This window comes from Sinorhizobium sp. GQ132 (genome assembly GCF_059758575.1).
In genome coordinates this window covers 265,099-284,842 of sequence record NZ_JCAXDX010000003.1, presented here as the reverse complement: position 1 = coordinate 284,842, position 19,744 = coordinate 265,099, and the positions used below count along the sequence as shown (strand labels likewise).

At 62.4% G+C, this 19,744-nt stretch carries 21 protein-coding genes; 9 read left to right on the top strand and 12 right to left on the bottom strand.

Annotation, left to right across the window (positions count from 1 at the left end):
• Positions 1 to 16 precede the first annotated feature (16 nt).
• The 3 genes from AC6CIG_RS09645 (at position 17) to AC6CIG_RS09635 (ending at position 2,841) form a co-directional block, all read left to right on the top strand.
• Positions 17 to 700: an ArsR/SmtB family transcription factor gene (locus tag AC6CIG_RS09645; protein WP_437408404.1), complete on the top strand. Its 684-nt coding sequence runs from the start codon at positions 17 to 19 to the stop codon at positions 698 to 700.
• A gap of 183 nt (positions 701 to 883) precedes the next feature.
• A complete protein-coding gene (locus tag AC6CIG_RS09640) occupies positions 884 to 1,579 on the top strand; it encodes an HAD family hydrolase (protein ID WP_100674567.1) in 696 nt (231 codons plus the stop codon).
• A gap of 155 nt (positions 1,580 to 1,734) precedes the next feature.
• Positions 1,735 to 2,841 carry a branched-chain amino acid ABC transporter substrate-binding protein gene (locus tag AC6CIG_RS09635; protein WP_018094462.1) on the top strand — a complete coding sequence of 369 codons (1,107 nt, stop codon included), beginning with the start codon at positions 1,735 to 1,737 and terminating at the stop codon, positions 2,839 to 2,841.
• Positions 2,842 to 3,069: 228 nt separating this feature from the next.
• Here AC6CIG_RS09635 and AC6CIG_RS09630 read toward each other — a convergent pair whose 3' ends face one another.
• Positions 3,070 to 3,615: a hypothetical protein gene (locus tag AC6CIG_RS09630; RefSeq protein WP_026168553.1), complete on the bottom strand. Its 546-nt coding sequence runs from the start codon at positions 3,613 to 3,615 to the stop codon at positions 3,070 to 3,072.
• 349 nt (positions 3,616 to 3,964) lie between these two features.
• On the opposite strand from AC6CIG_RS09630, the gene thrC reads away from it, so the two are divergent.
• The 4 genes from thrC to AC6CIG_RS09610 all read left to right on the top strand — a co-directional run bounded on the left by thrC (position 3,965) and on the right by AC6CIG_RS09610 (position 10,476).
• A complete protein-coding gene (thrC, locus tag AC6CIG_RS09625) occupies positions 3,965 to 5,365 on the top strand; it encodes a threonine synthase (protein ID WP_018094459.1) in 1,401 nt (466 codons plus the stop codon).
• A gap of 15 nt (positions 5,366 to 5,380) precedes the next feature.
• Complete coding sequence (locus AC6CIG_RS09620) at positions 5,381 to 6,682, top strand: M16 family metallopeptidase (RefSeq protein ID WP_018094458.1); 1,302 nt, start codon at positions 5,381 to 5,383, stop codon at positions 6,680 to 6,682.
• Between the two features lie 270 nt (positions 6,683 to 6,952).
• On the top strand, positions 6,953 to 7,564 hold the full coding sequence (locus AC6CIG_RS09615; protein ID WP_437408352.1) for a GNAT family N-acetyltransferase: 612 nt from the start codon (positions 6,953 to 6,955) through the stop codon (positions 7,562 to 7,564).
• Positions 7,564 to 10,476, top strand: a complete 2,913-nt coding sequence (locus AC6CIG_RS09610; RefSeq protein ID WP_100674571.1) for a sensor domain-containing phosphodiesterase — start codon at positions 7,564 to 7,566, stop codon at positions 10,474 to 10,476. Before AC6CIG_RS09615 ends, AC6CIG_RS09610 begins: the two co-directional genes overlap by 1 nt.
• A gap of 147 nt (positions 10,477 to 10,623) precedes the next feature.
• On the opposite strand, the gene AC6CIG_RS09605 is transcribed toward AC6CIG_RS09610, so the two are convergent.
• Complete coding sequence (locus AC6CIG_RS09605) at positions 10,624 to 11,229, bottom strand: YqgE/AlgH family protein (RefSeq protein WP_018094455.1); 606 nt, start codon at positions 11,227 to 11,229, stop codon at positions 10,624 to 10,626.
• A 203-nt stretch (positions 11,230 to 11,432) separates the two neighbouring features.
• Between AC6CIG_RS09605 and AC6CIG_RS09600 the strand changes: the two genes are divergently transcribed.
• Together AC6CIG_RS09600 and AC6CIG_RS09595 are read left to right on the top strand one after the other, a co-directional pair.
• The gene (locus AC6CIG_RS09600) at positions 11,433 to 12,260 is read left to right on the top strand and encodes a protein-disulfide reductase DsbD domain-containing protein (RefSeq protein ID WP_437408403.1); all 828 of its coding nucleotides are present in this window, start codon (positions 11,433 to 11,435) and stop codon (positions 12,258 to 12,260) included.
• 55 nt (positions 12,261 to 12,315) lie between these two features.
• A complete protein-coding gene (locus AC6CIG_RS09595; RefSeq protein ID WP_437408351.1) occupies positions 12,316 to 12,801 on the top strand; it encodes a peroxiredoxin in 486 nt (161 codons plus the stop codon).
• 207 nt (positions 12,802 to 13,008) lie between these two features.
• Here AC6CIG_RS09595 and rnhA read toward each other — a convergent pair whose 3' ends face one another.
• The 10 genes from rnhA to AC6CIG_RS09545 form a co-directional block, all read right to left on the bottom strand.
• Positions 13,009 to 13,470, bottom strand: a complete 462-nt coding sequence (gene rnhA, locus AC6CIG_RS09590; protein WP_018094452.1) for a ribonuclease HI — start codon at positions 13,468 to 13,470, stop codon at positions 13,009 to 13,011.
• A complete protein-coding gene (locus AC6CIG_RS09585) occupies positions 13,467 to 14,447 on the bottom strand; it encodes a homoserine kinase (RefSeq protein ID WP_379938893.1) in 981 nt (326 codons plus the stop codon). Before AC6CIG_RS09585 ends, rnhA begins: the two co-directional genes overlap by 4 nt.
• 153 nt (positions 14,448 to 14,600) lie before the next feature.
• Positions 14,601 to 15,611 (bottom strand): 4-hydroxy-3-methylbut-2-enyl diphosphate reductase, encoded by a 1,011-nt coding sequence (gene ispH, locus AC6CIG_RS09580; RefSeq protein ID WP_437408350.1) that lies wholly within the window; start codon positions 15,609 to 15,611, stop codon positions 14,601 to 14,603.
• Between the two features lie 92 nt (positions 15,612 to 15,703).
• Positions 15,704 to 16,471 carry an SURF1 family protein gene (locus AC6CIG_RS09575; RefSeq protein ID WP_437408349.1) on the bottom strand — a complete coding sequence of 256 codons (768 nt, stop codon included), beginning with the start codon at positions 16,469 to 16,471 and terminating at the stop codon, positions 15,704 to 15,706.
• Entirely contained in the window at positions 16,440 to 16,823 is a 384-nt protein-coding gene (locus AC6CIG_RS09570; protein WP_437408348.1) for a DUF983 domain-containing protein, read from the bottom strand. The genes AC6CIG_RS09575 and AC6CIG_RS09570 overlap by 32 nt, the downstream gene beginning before the upstream one ends.
• A complete protein-coding gene (locus AC6CIG_RS09565; protein ID WP_234819171.1) occupies positions 16,820 to 16,921 on the bottom strand; it encodes a L,D-transpeptidase in 102 nt (33 codons plus the stop codon). Before AC6CIG_RS09565 ends, AC6CIG_RS09570 begins: the two co-directional genes overlap by 4 nt.
• A gap of 95 nt (positions 16,922 to 17,016) precedes the next feature.
• Positions 17,017 to 17,895 (bottom strand): cytochrome c oxidase subunit 3, encoded by an 879-nt coding sequence (locus tag AC6CIG_RS09560; RefSeq protein WP_026168551.1) that lies wholly within the window; start codon positions 17,893 to 17,895, stop codon positions 17,017 to 17,019.
• A gap of 61 nt (positions 17,896 to 17,956) precedes the next feature.
• Positions 17,957 to 18,553, bottom strand: a complete 597-nt coding sequence (locus AC6CIG_RS09555) for a cytochrome c oxidase assembly protein (RefSeq protein WP_127711677.1) — start codon at positions 18,551 to 18,553, stop codon at positions 17,957 to 17,959.
• 11 nt (positions 18,554 to 18,564) lie between these two features.
• Positions 18,565 to 18,705, bottom strand: a complete 141-nt coding sequence (locus AC6CIG_RS09550; protein WP_010968907.1) for a cytochrome c oxidase system small membrane protein — start codon at positions 18,703 to 18,705, stop codon at positions 18,565 to 18,567.
• On the bottom strand, positions 18,705 to 19,655 hold the full coding sequence (locus AC6CIG_RS09545; protein WP_437408402.1) for a heme o synthase: 951 nt from the start codon (positions 19,653 to 19,655) through the stop codon (positions 18,705 to 18,707). Before AC6CIG_RS09545 ends, AC6CIG_RS09550 begins: the two co-directional genes overlap by 1 nt.
• Between the last annotated feature and the right edge of the window lie 89 nt (positions 19,656 to 19,744).

Sequence of the window (19,744 nt, the reverse complement as noted above, 5' to 3'; positions counted from 1 at the left end):
CGACTACCATCGAAGTATGAAGGAAGGTCCGGACATAGCTCTTATCGGCTCGTTGATCGGCGATCCTGCACGCGCGAACATGCTGACCGCTCTGATGGGCGGCCAGGCGCTGACGCCGACGGAGCTCGCAGCCCAGGCCGGCATCACGCTGCAGACCGCCAGTTCGCACCTCGCCAAGCTGGAGGCGGGCGGCTTGCTGACACAGCGCAAGCAGGGCCGGCACCGCTATTACGCGCTGAGCGAGGACGAGGTTGGCCTCATGCTCGAAAGCCTCATGGGTTTTGCCGCCGGGCGCGGCCTGACGCGCTCGCGGCCCGGACCGAAGGACCCGGCACTGCGCAAGGCACGCGTCTGCTACAACCATCTTGCCGGCGATTACGGCGTGCGCATGCTGGACAGCCTGATCGCCGCCCGGCAGATCGAAATGACGGGCGACGACGATCTGGCCCTGACCGATGCCGGGCGTGTCCGCATCGAGTCGCTCGGGATCGACTACGCCGCGCTCAGGAAATCCCGGCGGCCGATCTGCCGCACCTGCCTCGACTGGAGCGAGCGGCGGTCGCATCTCGCCGGCTCGCTCGGGGAAGCGTTGCTGACGCTCTTCATCGACAAGGGCTGGGCGAAACGGGAGCAGAGCAGCCGGGCGGTTCGCTTTACGGCGCCAGGCGAGAAGGCCTTTCTGGAGCTCTTCCCGCGGTGATCACGACGATTTGCACCGTCGGCTGCAGCGATTGTGAGTTGAATCGGCCACAATCGCCGGTTCTCCATCTCCTGCCCAGGTTGAGCTTTGATCCGCCATCGTATAAAGCTGCGGACACCGTTTCCCGCGCCGCTTTTCAGCTCCTCCCCTGCCGGCGGCGCCTTTCTCCCAAGGAACCGATTTATGACCGGTATCGACCTCATCATCTTCGACTGCGACGGCGTGCTCGTCGACTCGGAAATCATCGCTTCGGAAGTCGAGGCCGGACTGCTGACGGAAGCGGGCTATCCGATCAGCATCGAGGAAATGTCCGAACGCTTTTCCGGCATGACCTGGCGCGACACATTGCTGGCGGTCGAGAAGGAAGCAAGCATTCCGCTCTCCGCCTCGCTGATCGACAAGGTCGATGCCATTCTCGACATGCGGCTTGCCCGCGACGTCAAGATCATCGAAGGCGTGCGGCCGGCACTCATGCAACTGACGCTTCCGCATTGCATCTGCTCCAACTCCACTTCCAAACGGCTTGCGATGATGCTCGGCAAGGTCGGAATCAAGGATCATTTCGGCAAGCACATCTATTCCGCGCGCGATCTCGGGCCGGATCGCGTCAAGCCGAAGCCGGACATCTTCCTGCATGGGGCCGCCCAGTTCGGCGTCGATCCGGCACGCGTTCTTGTCATCGAAGACTCGGTTCACGGCATTCATGGCGCCCGCGCGGCGGGCATGCGCGTCGTCGGTTTTACCGGCGGTTCACATACGTTCGCAGCCCATGCGGACAAGCTGACGGAAGCCGGTGCCGAAACGGTCATCTCGCGAATGGCGGCGCTTCCCGGAGTAATCGCCGCGCTCGCGGAATGGTCGGAGTCCATGACGGCTTAGGGGGGAGTGCTTAGGGGGACGGCTTAGGGCGGGCGAAGACTCCATGCCGCATTGAAGCCGCATGGACTTCCTCCGAGAATCGGCCGATTTTCAGACTGCGCGCGGGCATATCAAGCAAACCCCCAGAAGGGGGAATTTTCCAAGGAGGAAACACAATGCGTCTTTCACGATTGACCGGAATGGCCCTGGCGGCCAGCGTCGCGTTTGCGCCGCTCGCCCATGCCGACATCACCATCGGAGTCATCACGCCGCTCACCGGTCCCGTTGCGGCCTTCGGCGAGCAGGTCAAGAACGGCGCCGAAGCGGCGGTCGAAGCGATCAACAGCGCCGGCGGCGTCAATGGCGAGAAACTTGTCGTCAAGATCGTCGACGACGCGGGCGAACCCAAGCAGGCCGTCTCGGTCGCCAACCAGCTGGCGGGCGAAGGCATAAAATACGTGGTCGGACCGGTGCTTTCCGGCACCTCGATGCCGGCATCCGACGTGCTGGCGGAAAACGGTATCCTGATGGTCACGCCGACGGCAACGACCCCGGACCTGACCACCCGCGGCCTGTGGAACGTTCTGCGCACCTGCGGACGCGACGATCAGCAGGCCGTCGTCGCCGCCGACTACGTCGTCAAGAACTTCAAGGACAAGCGCGTTGCGGTGCTTCACGACAAGGGAGCCTATGGCAAGGGTCTTGCCGACGGCTTCAAGGCTGCGATCAACGCAGGCGGCATCACCGAGGTGGTCTATGAGGGCCTGACGCCCGGCGAGAAGGACTTCGGGGCGATCGTCACCCGCCTCAAGTCCGAGAACGTCGACGTCGTCTATTTCGGCGGCTATCACGCGGAGGGCGGGCTGCTCGCTCGCCAGATGCATGACCAGGGCGTGAAGGCGCAGCTCCTCGGCGGCGACGGTCTTTCCAACACCGAGTTCTGGGCAATCGGCGGCGAAGCCGCATCGGGCACCGTCTACACCAATGCCAGCGACGCCACCCGCAACCCCGCCGCCGCCCCGGTGATCGAGGCCCTCAAGGCCAAGAACATCCCCGCGGAAGCCTTCACGCTCAACGCCTATGCCGCCGTGCAGGTTCTCAAGGCGGGCATCGAGAAGGCGGGCTCGCCCGACGACGCGACTGCCGTTGCCACCGCCATCAAATCCGGCGACGCGATCGACACGGTCATCGGCAAGCTGACCTACGGCGAAAGCGGCGATCTCACCTCGCCAAGCTTCTCGCTTTACAAGTGGGAAGGCGGCCAGAGCGTCGCGGTCGAGTAAGCGGCCGCTGAACGAGAAATACGAACGCCGGGTCACTGTGAACTGACCCGGCGTTTTTTTGAGGAATGGGCTGAGTTCTGCGGGATTTGCCCCTCATCCGGCCTGCCGGCCACCTTCTCCCCGCAAGCGGGGCGAAGGGAATGCGCGGCTGCCCTTGTTCTCGTCCCCTCGCCCCGCTTGCGGGGAGAGGGTTAGGGTGAGGGGCAAGCCTACCCTCGAACCGCCCCGTTACTTGGTCCTGTACGGCCCTTCGTCAAATCCTACGAAGACCTTCGCTTCGGCGCCGGCGCCGGCAGGAAGCGTCACATCGGCCTTGGTGAAAACGAACTGGGTGGTGGCGCTGCCCGCCGGCACTTCGACCGGATATTGCGTGAGCTCCGAATAAAGCGTCTTCTCGCCATCCGTGGCGGCGACGCGGATCGGCAGCGTCACCCTGCCCGGCCCGCCGGCGGGACCGGCGACCACGCGACCCTGCACCACGACCGTCATCGTCAGCTTGTCCGGGCTCTGCACGCATTGGCGCGTCGTGTCGGCAAGCGAGGCCTGATAGACGATCTTGCTCGGATCGTCCTTGGCACCCTTTGCATAGGTGCGGTAGGAGGAGGTACCGTCGCGGAGGCTGATCGGCGGGCAGGCCGCCTGGATCACCGCAGGCGTCGGCGCCGTCGCGCTTCCGCCGGCGTCGATGGCGCCGCCCGATTGCGTCTTGTTACAGCCGGCAGCGGCCAAAAGAAGGGATACTGCGAGAACACGGCGAAATACTTTGCCAGACACGTTGCACAACCTCTACTGAACGGACGAACTCCCAAACCGCGATGATTTCGGCTTATAACAAAGCCAAACTCGCCGCGGCCGGCTTCAACGGGCGAGAGCTCGAGACCGCCTCGGGTCAACTCGAGCTCAGGGCCGAAAACGGCTGGAGGCCTTTCTTGACCTTCGGGCATCGTCTATATCAGCGGCGAAATCAAAAATCGACCGGTCCACGCTCCCCAACCGAAAATTCCGAAACCGACGTGAAATTGCCACGGTGACAAGAATGGCCGCGCGATTTGCCAGGGACTGACGCAAAAGCGCCTGCAGCGCCGCGCGTCTCATTCAGACGCGCAAACGACGAAGGATGACGATGGTGAAGTATATTTCGACACGGGGAGAAGCGGCCTCTCTCGGTTTTTGCGATGCTCTTCTGGCGGGACTTGCCCGCGACGGCGGACTTTACCTGCCGAAGGAATGGCCGGCGCTCTCGAAAAAAGAGATCCGGGCGCTGCGCGGCAAATCCTATCAGGAGATCGCCTTCACCGTTCTCGAACCCTTCACCAATGGCGAAATCCCGGCGGCCAAGTTCCGCGAGATGATCGACGAGGCCTACGCCACTTTCCGTCATCCGGCGGTAGCACCCCTCGTCCAGACCGGACCAAACGCTTTCGTGATGGAGCTCTTTCACGGTTCGACGCTCGCCTTCAAGGACGTCGCCATGCAGTTGCTCGCCCGGCTGATGGACTATGTCCTTGCCGAACGGGGTGAGCGGGCGACGATCGTGGGAGCGACTTCCGGCGATACCGGCGGCGCCGCGATCGACGCCTTCGCCGGCCGCGATCGCACCGATATCTTCATCCTCTTTCCGCAGGGCAAAGTGTCGCCCGTGCAGCAAAGACAGATGACCACGTCCACGGCATCGAACGTGCACGCGGTCGCCGTGAAGGGCAATTTCGACGATTGCCAGAACCTGGTCAAAGCCATGTTCAACGACCAGGCCTTCCGCGACCGCGTGAAGCTTTCCGGCGTCAATTCGATCAACTGGGCGCGTATCATGGCTCAGATCGTCTACTACTTTACGACGGCGGTCGCTCTCGGCGCGCCCGACCGGAAGATCTCCTTCACCGTGCCGACCGGCAATTTCGGCGATATTTTCGCAGGCTACGTCGCCAAACGCATGGGTCTGCCGATCGACAAGCTGATCATCGCCACCAACGAAAACGACATTTTGGCGCGCACCCTGAAGAACGGCCGCTACGAGATGCGCGATGTCAAGGCGACGACCTCGCCTTCGATGGACATCCAGATCTCGTCGAACTTCGAAAGGCTCATCTTCGAGGCGAACGAGCGCGATCCGGCGGAAGTCCGCGCAGCCATGGCGAGCCTCAGGCAATCCGGCTCGTTCACGCTCGGCGACGCAGCGCTGAAAAAAATCCGCAAGGAATTTCGCGCGGGCCGCGCCTCGGAGAAAGATGTGGCGAAGACGATCCGCAAGACCTTCGACGAAACCGGCTATCTCCTTGATCCGCATACGGCAATCGGGGTTTTTGTGGCAGCCAAGCACGAGAAGAACTCCGCCCCGATGGTCACCCTTGCGACTGCCCATCCGGCAAAATTCCCCGCCGCAGTAAAATCGGCAAGTGGTATTGACCCCGCGCTTCCGACGTGGCTTGCTGATCTCATGACTAGGGCGGAGCGTTTCGACATCCTGGATCCGGAGCTCAAGAGCGTCGAAACCTTCATCGGCGAGCGTACCCGCGTTCGGGAATAGAGCGAAAGATCACGGATGATGAAAGTTGAGTGCACCCGGCTCCCTTCCGGGCTGACGGTGGTTACCGAGCGAATGCCGCATCTGGAAAGCGTGGCGCTCGGAGTCTGGATCAAGTCCGGTTCGCGCAACGAAACCGTGAATGAACACGGAATTGCGCATCTCCTGGAGCACATGGCTTTCAAGGGCACGAGGCGGCGCAGCGCCCGCCAGATCGCCGAGGAAATCGAGAATGTGGGCGGCGAGGTCAACGCCGCAACTTCGACGGAAACGACTTCCTACTATGCACGCGTACTCAAGGACCATCTGCCGCTGGCGGTCGATATCCTCGCCGACATTCTGACGGAATCGACCTTCGAGGCGGACGAGCTCCGTCGCGAGAAGCAGGTCATCCTGCAGGAGATCGGCGCGGCGGACGACACGCCGGACGACGTCGTCTTCGATCGCTTTGCCGAGACCGCCTATCGCGGCCAGACGGTCGGCAGGCCGATTCTCGGCACGCCGGAAACGGTGATGTCCTTCAGCGCGGATCAGATCCGGCAGTATCTCGGCCGCAACTATACGACCGACCGCACCTTCATCGTTGCCGCCGGCGCCGTGGATCACGACACCATCGTGCGCCAGGTGGAGGAGCGTTTCGCCTCCCTGCCCGCCGAACCCGTTTGCGCTCCCGTCATCGAGACCGCGCGCTACACCGGCGGCGACAGCCGCGAGAGCCGCGACCTGATGGACGCGCAGGTTCTGCTCGGCTTCGAAGGCAAGGCCTATCACGCGCGTGATTTCTATTGTTCGCAGATCCTTGCCAACATCCTCGGCGGAGGCATGTCTTCCCGCCTGTTCCAGGAAGTGCGCGAACATAGAGGCCTCTGTTATTCGGTCTACGCCTTCCATTGGGGCTTTTCCGATACCGGCATCTTCGGCGTGCATGCGGCAACGGGCGGAGAAAACCTGCCGGAATTGATGCCGGTGATCGTCGATGAATTGCGCAAGTCGTCCTTGAGCATCGATCAGCAGGAGATCGAGCGTGCCCGCGCACAGATCCGGGCGCAATTGCTGATGGGCCAGGAAAGCCCGGCCGCGCGTGCGGGACAAATCGCACGGCAGATGATGCTGTACGGCCGGCCCATTCCTAATGAGGAACTGATGGAACGCCTGTCGGGCATCACCATCGAGCGCCTGACCGACCTGGCCGGCCGCCTGTTCTTCGACACGGTTCCGACGTTGTCGGCCATCGGGCCGCTCGGGCAGCTCGCTCCCCTGAACGACATATTGGCCTCGCTGACCGCTAAGGCGGACGCTATCCATGCTGCGGCGAGCTGACCGGTCGTTGCCGGTCGCATGCCTTCCTTCAACGTCCTCGTTTTCCTTGTACAATTCTTAAAATCGGATTCGATTTGGGCGTAAACTTGTGCAACGTTTCGCATTGAGACAGTGCCCTGAAGCGCGTCGCGTTCGATCGGACTCATCCGACGCGCATTAGGGCATTGTTCTCGTGCAGGTCGTCCCAACCGCCGCATATTGTTCGGGCGACATGCATTCGGTTCGACCGAACTGCGGCGGCGCCGACGCGGTATTGGCCTGGAGGCATAGATGACAAGATCGGTTTTTCGGTTCCTTTCGCGGCAGCCGGATACGGTCGAGATTGCCAGCCAGCATTACCTGCTCCGCCTCCCCCGCTACGCCGACTACCGGCAATGGTATCGGTTGCGCAGCGAAAGCCGCGCCTTCCTGGAGCCGTGGGAGCCTACCTGGCGCGCCGACGAAATGACCGAAGGCGCCTTTCGCAGCCGCGTCAATCGCAACGAGCAGGAATTCGCGTCCGGTCAGGCCGTACCGCTCTTCCTCTTCCACAGGCCGGACGAAACGCTGCTTGGCGGTCTCACCATCGGTCATATCCGCCGCGGTGCTGCGCAGAACTGCATGATCGGCTACTGGATGGGCCAGAAATATGCCGGACAGGGCCATATGTACGAGGCCTTGAAGCTGACGATCCCCTACATCTTCACGGGGCTCGAGTTGCACCGTATCGAAGCAGCCTGTATTCCAGAAAACGCTCGGAGCATCCGGCTCCTTGAAAAGGCCGGCTTTGAGCGTGAAGGCTATTTGAGACAGTATTTGAAGATAAACGGGCAGTGGCGGGACCATTTGATGTTTTCGCTCCTCTCCGTCGATGCCGTACCCAACAGGAATTTGCCCCTTTGATGCCCCTGACCCGTAAGCCGCTCGCATGGCCAGCCGCAAGGCTGGCGGCGTTTCTGGTCGCATTCGTCGTTTTCGCCCTTGGTCTTGGCGGCGGCGTTGCGCATGCGCTCGAGCCGGTGAAGATCTCGCGCGAGGACACGGCGCTCGACCTTACCGCCACGACGGAGATCTACAGCGGCAGAGGCGATGCCTTTCAGGTTTCGACCGCTCCCGGCACGGACGGCATCGTCAGACGCATCGAAGTGCGTTCCAGCACGGAAAACCACCAGGGCGACTGGGCCGTATTCGCGCTCGCAAATGTTTCGGAAGAGCAGCTCGAACGCGTTATCGTCGCACCGCATTTCCGGCTCGTGAATTCGAAGCTCTTCTGGCCCGACCTCGGCTCGCAGCGAATACTCTCGATCACGCCGAGCGAGGGTTTTGCGCTGGACCGGCAACCGAGCGAAGAAGCGGATGTCTTCCGGATCACGCTCAATCCGGGTGCGGTCATCACTTTCGTTGCCGAACTCACCACGCCGGAGCTACCACAGATCTATCTTTGGCAGCCGGACGCCTACAAGGATACCGTCAACGCCTTCACCCTGTATCGCGGTATCGTGCTCGGCATCGCCGGGCTGCTCGCGGTGTTCCTGACGATCCTTTTCGTCGTCAAGGGCACGTCTATGCTGCCGGCCACCGCCGCGCTCGCCTGGGCCGTGCTTGCCTATATCTGCGTCGATTTCGGCTTCCTTTCGAAGCTCATCACCGTGACTGCCGACGACGAGCGCATATGGCGAGCGGGCACGGAGGTGTTCCTCGCGGCCGGTCTCGTGGTCTTCCTGTTCACCTATCTCAATCTCAATCGCTGGCATCAGCATCTCGGCTACGCGACGCTCGCATGGATTCTCGGCCTCGGGCTGCTCTTCGGCGTCGCCGTCTACGATCCGGCGATCGCCTCCGGCATCGCCCGCCTGTCCTTCGCGCTGACGGCAACCGTCGGCATCGTGCTGATCGCCTATCTGGGCTTCAACCGTTATGACCGCGCGATCCTTCTCGTTCCCGCCTGGCTGTTGATCCTTGTATGGCTGTTCGGCGCTTGGCTCGCGGTGACCGGTCAACTCGCCAATGACATTGTGCAGCCGGCACTCGGTGGTGGCCTCGTACTCATCGTGCTTCTGATCGGCTTCACCGTCATGCAGCACGCCTTTTCCGGCGGGGCCTATCAGCTCGGCCTGTTCTCCGATCTCGAGCGCCAGGCGCTGGCACTCACGGGATCAGGCGACACCGTCTGGGACTGGGACGTGGCGCGCGACCGGGTCGTTACCATTCCCGATATCTCGCACCAACTCGGGCTTTCGCTCGGAACGATGAATGGGCCGGTGCGCAATTGGGTGCCGCGGCTGCACCCCGACGACCGCGACCGTTTCCGCGCAACGCTCGACGTCCTGCTCGAGCATCGCCGCGGGCGGCTCAACCATGAATTCCGCGTGCGCGCCGAGGATGGCCATTATCATTGGCTCTCGATCCGGGCGCGCCCGGTGCTCGGCGCCAATGGCGAAATCATCCGATGCGTCGGAACCATCAACGACATCACCGAACAGCGCAATTCGGTCGAGCGGCTCCTGCACAACGCGCTTCTGGACAATCTGACCGGCCTGCCGAACAGACAGGTCTTTCTCGATCGCCTGCAGGCGATCCTCCTGATGGGCGACGGCAGCAACTCGATACGCCCGACCGTGCTTGCCATCGACATCGACCGCTACAAGCAGGTCAACGACATGCTCGGGATCGCCGCCGGCGACAACGTCCTCATCGCGCTGACGCGCCGCCTGCGCAGGCTTCTGCGCCCGCAGGACACGCTCGCGCGTCTCGGTGGCGACCAGTTCGGTTTGATCCTCATGTCCGAACGCGATCCGCCCAAGATCGCCGACTTCGCCGATGCGGTCAGCAAGGCGATCATGGTACCGCTCAACTACGGAAATCGGGAGATCAACCTGACCGCTTCGATCGGCCTCGTCTCATGGCTCGATCAGGAGCAGAGCGCTGCTGGACTGCTCGACGATGCCGAGCTTGCGATGTTCCGCGCCAAGAAGGCGGGCGGCAACCGGGTCGAACCGTTCCGTCCGGCTTTCCGGACCTCCGGCTCGGACCGCCTACAGCTCGAAGCCGACCTGAAACGCGCCATGGAACGCAAGGAGCTTTCCCTCGTATACCAGCCCATCGTCCGCCTCAGCGATGCCGAAATCGCCGGCTTCGAAGCGCTCATGCGCTGGGACCATCCGAAGCGCGGAAATATCTCGCCGACTGAATTCATCCCCATCGCGGAGAATTCCGACCTGATAAACCAGCTGGGTCTGTTCGCCTTCGACAAGGCCACGAGCGATCTTGCCGAGTGGCAGGCGCAGACCGGCGACCTGCCGATCTTCATCTCGATCAACCTGTCGAGCGCGCAGCTTCTGAACAACGAACTCTATGACGACATGCGCGCGATTCTCAGCAAGAGCCGCTGCGATCCGGCGCAGATCAAAATGGAACTGACGGAATCGCTTGTCATGGAGAACCCCGAGCAGGCTAGGCTCGTGCTTGAAAAGCTCCGCGAAGCCGGGCTGCGGCTGGCGCTCGACGATTTCGGCACCGGCCACTCGTCGCTCTCCTATCTCACCCGCTTCCCGTTCGACACGATCAAGATCGACAAGGCGCTGGTCCGCGATCCAAGCGACAAGCGCGCGGTCATCCTGCGCTCGGTGATCACGATGGCGCGCGAGCTCGACATGCGGGTGGTCGCGGAGGGAATCGAATCCGAGGAGGATGCGATCCAGCTCGCGCAGATGGGCTGCGACTACGGTCAGAGCTTCCTGTTCGGTCCGCCGGTGGGATCGGAATCGATCCTGAGGCTCCTGAAGGAGCGATTTCCGCTGATGAAGCGGGCATGAGGGCATCTGCCCCCTGGCCCATTGGGGAAGGGACAAGCGGCACGCTCCTCCTGCTACAGCCACCGATTTGAGAGATGATCGAGCGACCGCCGCTTGCCGCTTCGCCCCGCCTGCGGGGAGAAGGTGACGGCAGGCGGCCGGGGGCAATCAAGCGTGGCCTGAGTCCGTCGAGAGCATCGCCGGGCTGACACCCATCAGGGCCAGCGCTCTGTCGTACTTCTCGTCGAGGTCCCGGCTGAAGATCAGCTCCTCCTGCGCAGGGCAGGTCAGCCAGCCGTTCTGGGTGATTTCGGCCTCCAGCTGGCCTGGGCCCCATCCCGCATAGCCGAGCAGCATGGTGGCCTTGAGAGGTCCCTCGCCGCGCGAGATCGCCCTGACGATATCGAGCGTCGCCGTCAGGCAAATGTCGTCACTGACGGGAATGCTGGAGTCGCTGAGATAATCGTCCGAATGCAGCACGAAGCCGCGCCCGGTCTCGACGGGCCCTCCGGCCTGGATCTGGAACTCGCGCGTAGCCGACGGCAGGCGGATGGCCTCATCCGGGTCCAGCAGCTGCAGGTGCAGCAGAACATCCGGGAAGGTCAGGCGCTGCGGACGATTCAGGATGAAACCCATCGCCCCGTCTTCCGAATGGGCGCAGACGAAGATGACCGTCCGGGCGAAATTGGTGTCGAACATGCCGGGCATGGCGATCAGGAATTGACCGTCAAGGAAGCCACGTTCGCGTATCGTATTCAGCACGTTTTTCGCCATGATGATGATAGCCTATCAATTCGCGACGAAATGAAAAGCGCTTCTACGTGGCGTTCGCCGATATTTGCGCCCACGCAAGCGACACCCGGTCCATGCTCTCGTCTTGCCGATCAAGCAATTATGATCGCAGCGGCATATCGGGACCGCTGGAGACCAAGCGCGAAACGCGATACAGCTTGGCCATGACCCGACGCTCGACCCCAATGAAGATGGCCCAGCGCATCGCCACGGCAAGCCTTCTCCTCGCTTTTTTTCTGCCTGCCCAGTCCTATGGAGCCGCCAGCGAATGGGTGACCTCGCCCGGCGGCGCTTTCCGCATTGTCGCTTCGCACCCGAACCCGGGTGGTATCATTCCCGCCATTCTCGAAGTTCGACTGAACCCCGGCTGGAAGACCTATTGGCGCGATCCCGGCGCAAGCGGCATACCACCACAAGTGACCCTCGATCCCTCCGGCGGCGTCTCGCTGCGGTCGATCCGCTTTCCAGTGCCGAAGACGTTCGGCGAAGGACCCGGGCGCTACACCGGATATGACGCGCCGGTGGCTTTCCCGCTGATCCTCAGGAAGACCGGCAACGGCGGCGACGTCACCATCCGCGCCTCCGTCTTCCTCGGCATCTGCGAAGATATCTGCATCCCCGTGCAGGGCGATGTGACCCTTGCGCTCAAAAGCGGCGAATTCGACAATCCGCTCGACGGTGCGCGCATCGAGAAGGCGCTTTCCGCGCTACCGGAACAGCCATCCGAGAACTTCAGGGTGGTCACCTCGAAATTCGATGCGTCCGCGGGCATGCTGCGGCTTGAGTTCGTTGTGCCGCCGGATGCGGCTGCCGGGCCAGCCGATCTCTTTCTCGCCGGGCCGTCCGGCGTCTTTTTCGGCGCGCCGGTTTTTCACGATGCGCAGGGCGCCGAGCGCCGGGCCGACGTTCCGGTTAAGCTCTCCGGCAAGGACAAGAACGTCGCGGGAAAGCCGATCACGCTCACCCTGCGCGCGGGCAGCCGCAGCATGGAAACGACGCTTGCCTTTGATTGAGCCGATCCTATAGTCCTGCGAAACACCGCTACTGCATAGAAACGAGGAGATACCAGTGACCATTGCCGTCGGAGACAAGCTGCCCAACGCCACCTTCAAGGAGAAGACCGCAGACGGCCCGGTCGAGGTAACGACAGAGCAGCTCTTCAAGGGCAAACGCGTGGTTCTTTTCGCGGTGCCGGGTGCTTTTACCCCGACCTGCTCGCTCAACCATCTGCCCGGCTATCTGGAAAATCGCGACGCCATTCTTGCGCGCGGAATCGACGATATCGCCGTGGTCGCGGTCAACGACCTGCATGTGATGGGCGCCTGGGCGACCCACTCCGGCGGCATGGGCAAGATCCATTTCCTCTCGGACTGGAATGCCGCCTTTACCAAGGCGATCGGGATGGAGATCGATCTTTCGGCCGGCACGCTCGGCATCCGCTCGAAACGCTATTCGATGCTGGTCGAAGACGGCGTCGTCAAGGCGCTGAACGTCGAGGAAAGCCCGGGACAGGCGACCGCTTCCGGTGCGGCCGCGATGCTTGAGCTGCTCTGATTCTGAAGGCGGACTGCAAGCATTTGCCCCTCATTCTGCCTGCCGGCCACCTTCTCCCCGCACGCGGGGCGAAGGGACAAGCGGCATTCCCCGAAGGTCCCGCTTCCCCGCCTGCGGGGAAGAGAGGGCTGGACTAGTCCGGGTCGAGCCCTAGGAAGAGGGGCAGCCGCAAGTGAATCACAGCCTCGCATTATATCCCATTCGAATTCACTTCACCGCGTCGGCGCGACGCGCTCTCTTGAACGGTTCCATGCCCTTGCGGGCGAGTTCGTCGGCGCGTTCGTTCTCCGGGTGACCGGCGTGGCCCTTCACCCAGTGCCAAGTCACGTTGTGACGATTCCTCGCCTCATCGAGCGCCTGCCATAATTCGCCGTTCTTTACCGGCTTCCGGTCGCCGGTTTTCCAGCCGTTGCGCTTCCAGCCGTGTATCCATTTGGAGATCCCGTCCATGACATATTTGCTGTCGGTATGGAGATCGACCTCGCAGGGCTGCCTGAGCGCGTTGAGGGCAGAGATCGCCGCAAGAAGCTCCATGCGGTTGTTCGTCGTCTCCGCCTCCCCGCCGGACAATTCCTTCTCCACGTCGCCGTAGCGCAGGACCGCGCCCCAACCGCCCGGTCCCGGATTTCCCGAGCACGCACCGTCGGTAAAGATGTCGACGTGCTTCATGCCGACGCCTCTTCGCGTCTGAGGCCGTATTCGGCGCTCGAGACGATGGCGCGGTGGAATCGGATCTTCGTCAGATATTCGAGCGGATCTTTCTTGACCACAAGCGCGCCCGGCGGCGTCGTCAGCCAGTCATAGAGGCGCGTCAGGAAGAAGCGGAGTGCGGATCCGCGCGCAAGCAGCGGCAGCGCCTCTACTTCTTCCGCCGTCAATCTCCGCACGCTCTCATAGCCGGAAAGCAGCGCCATGCCCTTGGTGATGTTGTAGGAGCCATCCTTCTCGAAGCACCAGGAGTTCAGGCAGATGGCGACGTCGTAGGCGAGGAAGTCGTTGCAGGCGAAGTAGAAATCTATAAGGCCGGAAAGGCGATCGCCGAGGAAAAACACGTTGTCCGGGAAGAGATCAGCGTGGATCACGCCTTCCGGCAGATCCTTCGGCCAATGCTCCTCGAGAAAGGCGAGCTCCGTCGCGATCTCGTCCTTGAGGCCGGCTTGAACCTCGTCGGCACGCGCTTCGGAGTTCCGCCATAGCGGTCGCCAGCCTTCGACGGAGAGCGCGTTGGGGCGCTGCAGGGCAAAGCCCTCGCCCGCCTGGTGCATCGATGCGAGCGCCCGGCCGACTTCGCGGCAGTGCTGCGCCTCGGGCTTCCTCAGCCACATGCCTTCCAGAAACGAGATCACGGCCGCAGGTCTTCCGGAGAGCGTTCCGAGAAGCTTGCCGTCGGCGCGTGGAAGGGGCAGCGGGCAGGAAAGCCCCCGCTGGGCGAGGTGATGCATGAGGCCCAGGAAAAACGGCAGATCGTCGGCGTTTACCCGCTTCTCGTAAAGCGTGAGGATATATGCCCCCTCGGTCGTGTGGAGAAGGAAGTTCGAATTCTCCACGCCTTCGGCGATCCCCTTGTAGGAGGTCAGCGATCCAACCTCGTAGGCGGCGAGGAAACGGATCAGCTCGTCTTCCGTGATATCGGTATAAACTGCCAAGGCGCGTTACTTTCCAGAGATGCGAATTGCGAGATATTAAGCGGCTAGAGCACTTCCAGGGAAAGCGTGTAACGGTTTTCCGTCCGGAAGTGCGTTGGTTCAAATGGGGAGCATTTCAGTGTTTCCTTGAAACATCGACATGCTCTGGCCGAGCTACTCGCCGTTGACGAAGGCCATGTCGGCCCCCGTGAGTTCGACGTGCCGGAGCTCGCGGTTGACGAGAAAGTGCTCGTTTTCCTCCACCGTGTCGGCAAGCTCGACCGTGGCATCGTAGCGCTCGCGGAACGCTTCGATGATCTCGTTGACGATCACCTCCGGTGCGGAAGCACCCGCCGACAACCCGACCATCGAGATATCCCCCACCGTCGCCCAGTCGATTTCGGAGGCGCGCTGGACGAGAACGGCTTTCTTCGCCCCCGCCCTCAACGCAACTTCGACGAGGCGCTTCGAGTTCGATGAGTTGGGTGCGCCGACGACCAGGAAAAGGTCGCAGCCGGGCGCCGCCTGCTTCACCGCTTCCTGCCGGTTCGTGGTGGCATAGCAGATCGAATCGGCCGCAGGCGCCGTCAGGTTCGGAAAGCGCTCATGCAGCCGTTTGATGACGCCGGCGGTGTCGTCGACCGAGAGCGTCGTCTGCGTGACGAAGCCGAGATTGTCCGGGTCCGGCGGCATATAGACCTCGGCATCCTCGACGGTCTCGACGAGGGAGACCGCCCCCTCCGGCAATTGTCCCATGGTGCCGATAACCTCCGGATGTCCGGCATGGCCGATCAGCACGACGTGGCGTCCCATGCGATGATGGCGCATCGCCTGCTTGTGCACCTTCGAGACGAGCGGACAGGTGGCGTCGAGATAGAAGAGATTGCGCGCGTCCGCATCGGCCGGAACGGATTTGGGCACTCCATGGGCGGAGAAGACCACGGGCTGCTCGCGGTGCTCGGGCGGGATCTCGTCGAGCTCCTCGACGAAAATCGCCCCCTTGGCTTCGAGCCCCTCCACGACGTAACGGTTATGCACGATCTCATGGCGGACATAGACCGGCGCGCCGAACTCCTTGAGCGCGAGCACCACGATCTGGATCGCCCGGTCGACGCCCGCGCAGAAGCCACGCGGCCCGCAGAGGCGGATGGTGATCGGGGTTTTTGCTGCTGCGGATGAGGCCATCATGAAAACGCCAGTGGAACGAACAAACCAGATGTCGGCATGCGCCATATATAGCGGCAACGACCGGGCACACAAGGAAGAACCGGCGCGTCCTACCGCCTGCGCCGATAGACGTAGATGCCGCTGACGGCGACGAGGGCGGCTGCAAGGCCGTACCAGGTCAGCGCATATTGCAGGTGATTGTTCGGCAGATCGAACTGGGTCACGCCGCCGATCGGAAGGCCGCCGGGATTTTCCGATGCATCGGCATCGATAAAGAAGGAAACGACGCGATCGGATGCGATGCCGGCAGAGTCCGCCATCGCATCGAGATCCTTCCAGTAGAAGATGTTCTTGGCGGCGTCGTTGTCCGGTACCAGCGACGACGGCTTTCCGGAAAGCGTCGGCCGCGCCAGGCCGTCGATCGCCACACTTCCGGCGATCTGCCCTTCGGCCCGCGTGGAGGCGTCCTTCTTTTCGAAGGGGACGAAGCCGCGGTTCACGAAAATCGCCCGGCCATCGGCCAGCATGAGAGGCGTGAAGACGTAGAAGCCGGTACGGCCTTCATGGGTGGCGAAGAAATGGCGCTCCTTGCCGTGGTCGTACACGCCGGACACATGCACCGTCCGGTAGTCGATGTCTTCGCCGGCCGCGGCCATGGCCTCGATCTTGTCGAGCGAGACGGCCGGCGCCGAACGCCGCTCGGCAATTGCACCGATCAGCGCCTCCTTCCAATGCAGCCGTTGCATCTGCCAGGTACCGAGCGACACGAGCACGGCGAAAGCGGCGAGCACCAGGACAACGCCCGCCAGACGGCCGGCGCGGCTGTGCGGGGCCGGCATGCGCTCGTCAACCACGGTCGATTTCACCCGGGCGTGCATTGTTTCGGTATTGCAGATTGATGAGCACGCCCTTCAGCAGGCGCGTCAGCGCCAGGCTCAAGATGGTTGCAAGCGGAATCCACAGGAGGAAATGCAGCCAGAGCGGCGGGTTGACGTTGATCTCCATCCAGAGCGCCGCGCCGACGACGACGAAACCGACGATCAGGATGACGAAGACGACCGGGCCGTCGCCGGAGTCCGCGAAAACATAATCGAGCTCGCAACTGCTGCAAGCCGGCCGAACCTTCAGCAGTCCGTCGAAGAGCTTTCCCTGGCCACAGCGGGGGCAAAGACCCTTGATTCCCGTCATCACGGGATCGACGGGCGGGTAGAGCGCCTTGTCTTTGTTCATGGCGTGGTCACGATCGCGGTATTGTCGGGAACCATGTCCCGGATTTCGTCCATCTCGGCATTGGTAACGGCAATGCAGCCATTCGTCCAATCGAACATCTGCGTCAAAAACGCCGGCCGACCGAAATACCCTATGTTCAAACGAAACGGGGCGACCTCTCGGCCGCCCCGTCATCAGCAAAGCAAAAACGGCATCAGCCGTGGGCGATCGGCGCGCCCCAGCCACCCCAGATGTAGATGGAGAAGAAGAGGAACAGCCAGACGACGTCGACGAAATGCCAGTACCAGGCCGCCGCTTCGAAGCCGAAGTGGTGCTTCGGCGTGAAGTCGCCCCGCAGGGCGCGCAGCAGGCAGACGAGCAGGAAGATCGTGCCGACCAACACGTGGAAACCGTGGAAGCCGGTCGCCATGAAGAAGGTCGCACCGTAGATCGAATCCTTGAACGCGAACGGCGCGTGCGCATATTCGTAGCCCTGCACGTAGGAGAAGAGAACGCCGAGCAGGACCGTGAGCGTCAGGCCGTAGACGAGGCCCTTGCGGTCGTTGTGCAGCAGCGCATGGTGCGCCCAGGTCGCCGTCGTGCCGGAGAGCAGCAGGATGATGGTGTTGTAGAGCGGCAGGTGCCAGGGATCGAGGACCTCGATGCCCTTGGGCGGCCAGACGCCGCCGGTGAATTCGGCGCGCGCGGCCTGGATCGCTTCACCGGGAAAGAGGCTGGCGTCGAAGAATGCCCAGAACCAGGCAGCGAAGAACATCACCTCGGAAGCGATGAACATGATCATGCCGTAGCGCAGGTGCAGCGACACGACGCGGGTATGGTGGCCCTCATGCGCTTCCTTGATGGTGTCCGACCACCAGCCGAACATGGTATAAAGGATCAGCGCCAGACCGATGAAGAAGACCCACGGGTTGGCGAACTCAAGTCCGAACAACTTGAACGAGCCGCCGGAGAGATAGCGCATGTAGCCGACGCCGCCGAAGGCCATGATGAAGGCTCCGATGGAGGCAAGCAGCGGCCACGGGCTCGGGTCGATGATGTGATAGTCGTGTTGCTTCTGATGCGCTCCGGCCATGTCGATAACCCCCGATAGTCCTCTCTTGTCGCCGTCCGGCATAGCCGAAACGGCGCGCATGTCAAAGTTGGTTTTCTGCCTTCGCCTTCACTTGCGCGACCGGCTTGGAGGGCTCGCGCGGATAGAAGGTGTAGGACAGCGTCAAAGTCTTGATGCCCTTCGTCTCGACCGGCTTGACGATCTCCGGATCGACGAAGAAGACGACCGGCATCTCCATTTCCTCGCCCGGCTGAAGCGTCGTCTCCGTGAAGCAGAAGCATTGCACCTTGTTGAAATAGGCACCGGCTGCCATCGGCGTTACGTTGAAGGTCGCCTGACCCGTCGTCGGCGTGGAAGCCAAGTTCTTCGCACGGTACATGATCTGCACCGTCTCGCCGATCCTGACGTCGATATCCCGTTGAACCGGGACGAACTCCCAAGGCAGTCCGGCAGCGACATTGGCGTCGAACGTAACCTTGATCTTCTCGTCGAGGATCAGGTCGGATGCCTGCTCGACCCGCTGCGTCGTGCCGTTATAGCCCGTGACGCGGCAGAACATGTCGTAGAGCGGAACGGCCGCATAGGCCATGCCGATCATGCCGGCCACAAATGCAAGGCACGTGCCGACGATCACGCCGTTCGAGCGTTCTTTCCGATCTGCCTGTCCATTATCCGCCATGCGCAACGCCTTCAATTCACCATGCCGCCGCCGACCTTGACCAGCGTGACGACGTAGAAAATCGCGACCAGGGCCGCCAGCACGATACCGAGCGCGATGTTGCGGCCGCGGCGAGACTTCTTCTGAGCCTCGTTGAGTTCGACGGTTTCCATCAGACAATACCTCCAAGCCAGATCCGGGCGATCGCGTAATCGACCAGAAGCGCCGAGAATATCGCGAAAAGATAGGCGATCGAGAATGCGAAGAGCTTCTTCGCCGGTACCATGCGCTTGTCGCCTTCGGGCATGCGCAGCACACCCAGCGAATACCAGACGAAGCCGAGCCCCATGGCCGTGGCAAAGGCTCCATAGCCCAGGCTCGCGAAGCCGAGCAAGGTGGGACAGACGCCGCTGATCGCGGTGAGCACGGCATAGATGACGATCTGCCGCTTGGTCGTCGCCTGGCCGCAGACATTCGGCATCATCGGCACGCCGACCGCGCCGTAATCGCCCATCTTGAAGAGAGCCAGGGCCCAGAAATGCGCCGGCGTCCAGAGAAAGATGATGAGGAAGAGTACGATGCTCTCGACCGACACGCCGCCGGTCACGCAGGCCCAGCCTATCATCGGGGGGAAGGCCCCGGCGGCTCCGCCGATGACGATGTTCTGCGGCGTCGAGCGCTTCAGCCACATCGTATAGATGGCCACGTAAAAGAAGATCGTGAAGGCGAGCAACCCGGCTGCGAGCCAGTGGACGGCGAGCCCAAGGATGATCACCGAGAATGCCGACAGGGTCAGCCCGAAGGCGAGCGCCTCCTGCGGCAAAATCTTGCCGGCCGGAATCGGACGCTTGGCCGTGCGGCTCATCACCGCGTCGATATCCGCGTCGTACCACATGTTCAGCGCACCGGAAGCGCCGGCTCCGATGGCGATGCAGAGAATGGCGGTGAAGCCGATGAACGGATTGATATGACCGGGGGCAAGGACGAGCCCGGCGAATGCGGTGAAGACGACGAGAGACATGACGCGCGGCTTCAGGAGCTCGAAATAATCGCGCGCAGAGGCCTCGGAAAGTCGCGGTGCGCCTTCCATGCCAACTACCTCGTGATTGTCGATGACCGTCATGTCCATACCTTGAACTTGCTGCGGCAAAAACAGCCGCGTCACGCCGGTATCCCGGCGGGGAGAAGCCGCCGAAACCGGCGGCTTCTGTT

Excerpts from the sequence above, each read along its gene's own strand:
- AC6CIG_RS09645 (WP_437408404.1), top strand. The coding sequence starts at position 17 with ATGAAGGAAGGTCCGGACATAGCTCTTATCGGCTCGTTGATCGGCGAT.
- AC6CIG_RS09640 (WP_100674567.1), top strand. The coding sequence starts at position 884 with ATGACCGGTATCGACCTCATCATCTTCGACTGCGACGGCGTGCTCGTC.
- AC6CIG_RS09635 (WP_018094462.1), top strand. The coding sequence starts at position 1,735 with ATGCGTCTTTCACGATTGACCGGAATGGCCCTGGCGGCCAGCGTCGCG.
- thrC (WP_018094459.1), top strand. The coding sequence starts at position 3,965 with ATGGTGAAGTATATTTCGACACGGGGAGAAGCGGCCTCTCTCGGTTTT.
- AC6CIG_RS09620 (WP_018094458.1), top strand. The coding sequence starts at position 5,381 with ATGATGAAAGTTGAGTGCACCCGGCTCCCTTCCGGGCTGACGGTGGTT.
- AC6CIG_RS09615 (WP_437408352.1), top strand. The coding sequence starts at position 6,953 with ATGACAAGATCGGTTTTTCGGTTCCTTTCGCGGCAGCCGGATACGGTC.
- AC6CIG_RS09610 (WP_100674571.1), top strand. The coding sequence starts at position 7,564 with ATGCCCCTGACCCGTAAGCCGCTCGCATGGCCAGCCGCAAGGCTGGCG.
- AC6CIG_RS09605 (WP_018094455.1), bottom strand. The coding sequence starts at position 11,229 with ATGGCGAAAAACGTGCTGAATACGATACGCGAACGTGGCTTCCTTGAC.
- AC6CIG_RS09600 (WP_437408403.1), top strand. The coding sequence starts at position 11,433 with ATGAAGATGGCCCAGCGCATCGCCACGGCAAGCCTTCTCCTCGCTTTT.
- rnhA (WP_018094452.1), bottom strand. The coding sequence starts at position 13,470 with ATGAAGCACGTCGACATCTTTACCGACGGTGCGTGCTCGGGAAATCCG.
- ispH (WP_437408350.1), bottom strand. The coding sequence starts at position 15,611 with ATGGCCTCATCCGCAGCAGCAAAAACCCCGATCACCATCCGCCTCTGC.
- AC6CIG_RS09575 (WP_437408349.1), bottom strand. The coding sequence starts at position 16,471 with ATGCACGCCCGGGTGAAATCGACCGTGGTTGACGAGCGCATGCCGGCC.
- AC6CIG_RS09570 (WP_437408348.1), bottom strand. The coding sequence starts at position 16,823 with ATGAACAAAGACAAGGCGCTCTACCCGCCCGTCGATCCCGTGATGACG.
- AC6CIG_RS09565 (WP_234819171.1), bottom strand. The coding sequence starts at position 16,921 with ATGTTCGATTGGACGAATGGCTGCATTGCCGTTACCAATGCCGAGATG.
- AC6CIG_RS09560 (WP_026168551.1), bottom strand. The coding sequence starts at position 17,895 with ATGGCCGGAGCGCATCAGAAGCAACACGACTATCACATCATCGACCCG.
- AC6CIG_RS09555 (WP_127711677.1), bottom strand. The coding sequence starts at position 18,553 with ATGGCGGATAATGGACAGGCAGATCGGAAAGAACGCTCGAACGGCGTG.
- AC6CIG_RS09550 (WP_010968907.1), bottom strand. The coding sequence starts at position 18,705 with ATGGAAACCGTCGAACTCAACGAGGCTCAGAAGAAGTCTCGCCGCGGC.
- AC6CIG_RS09545 (WP_437408402.1), bottom strand. The coding sequence starts at position 19,655 with ATGACGGTCATCGACAATCACGAGGTAGTTGGCATGGAAGGCGCACCG.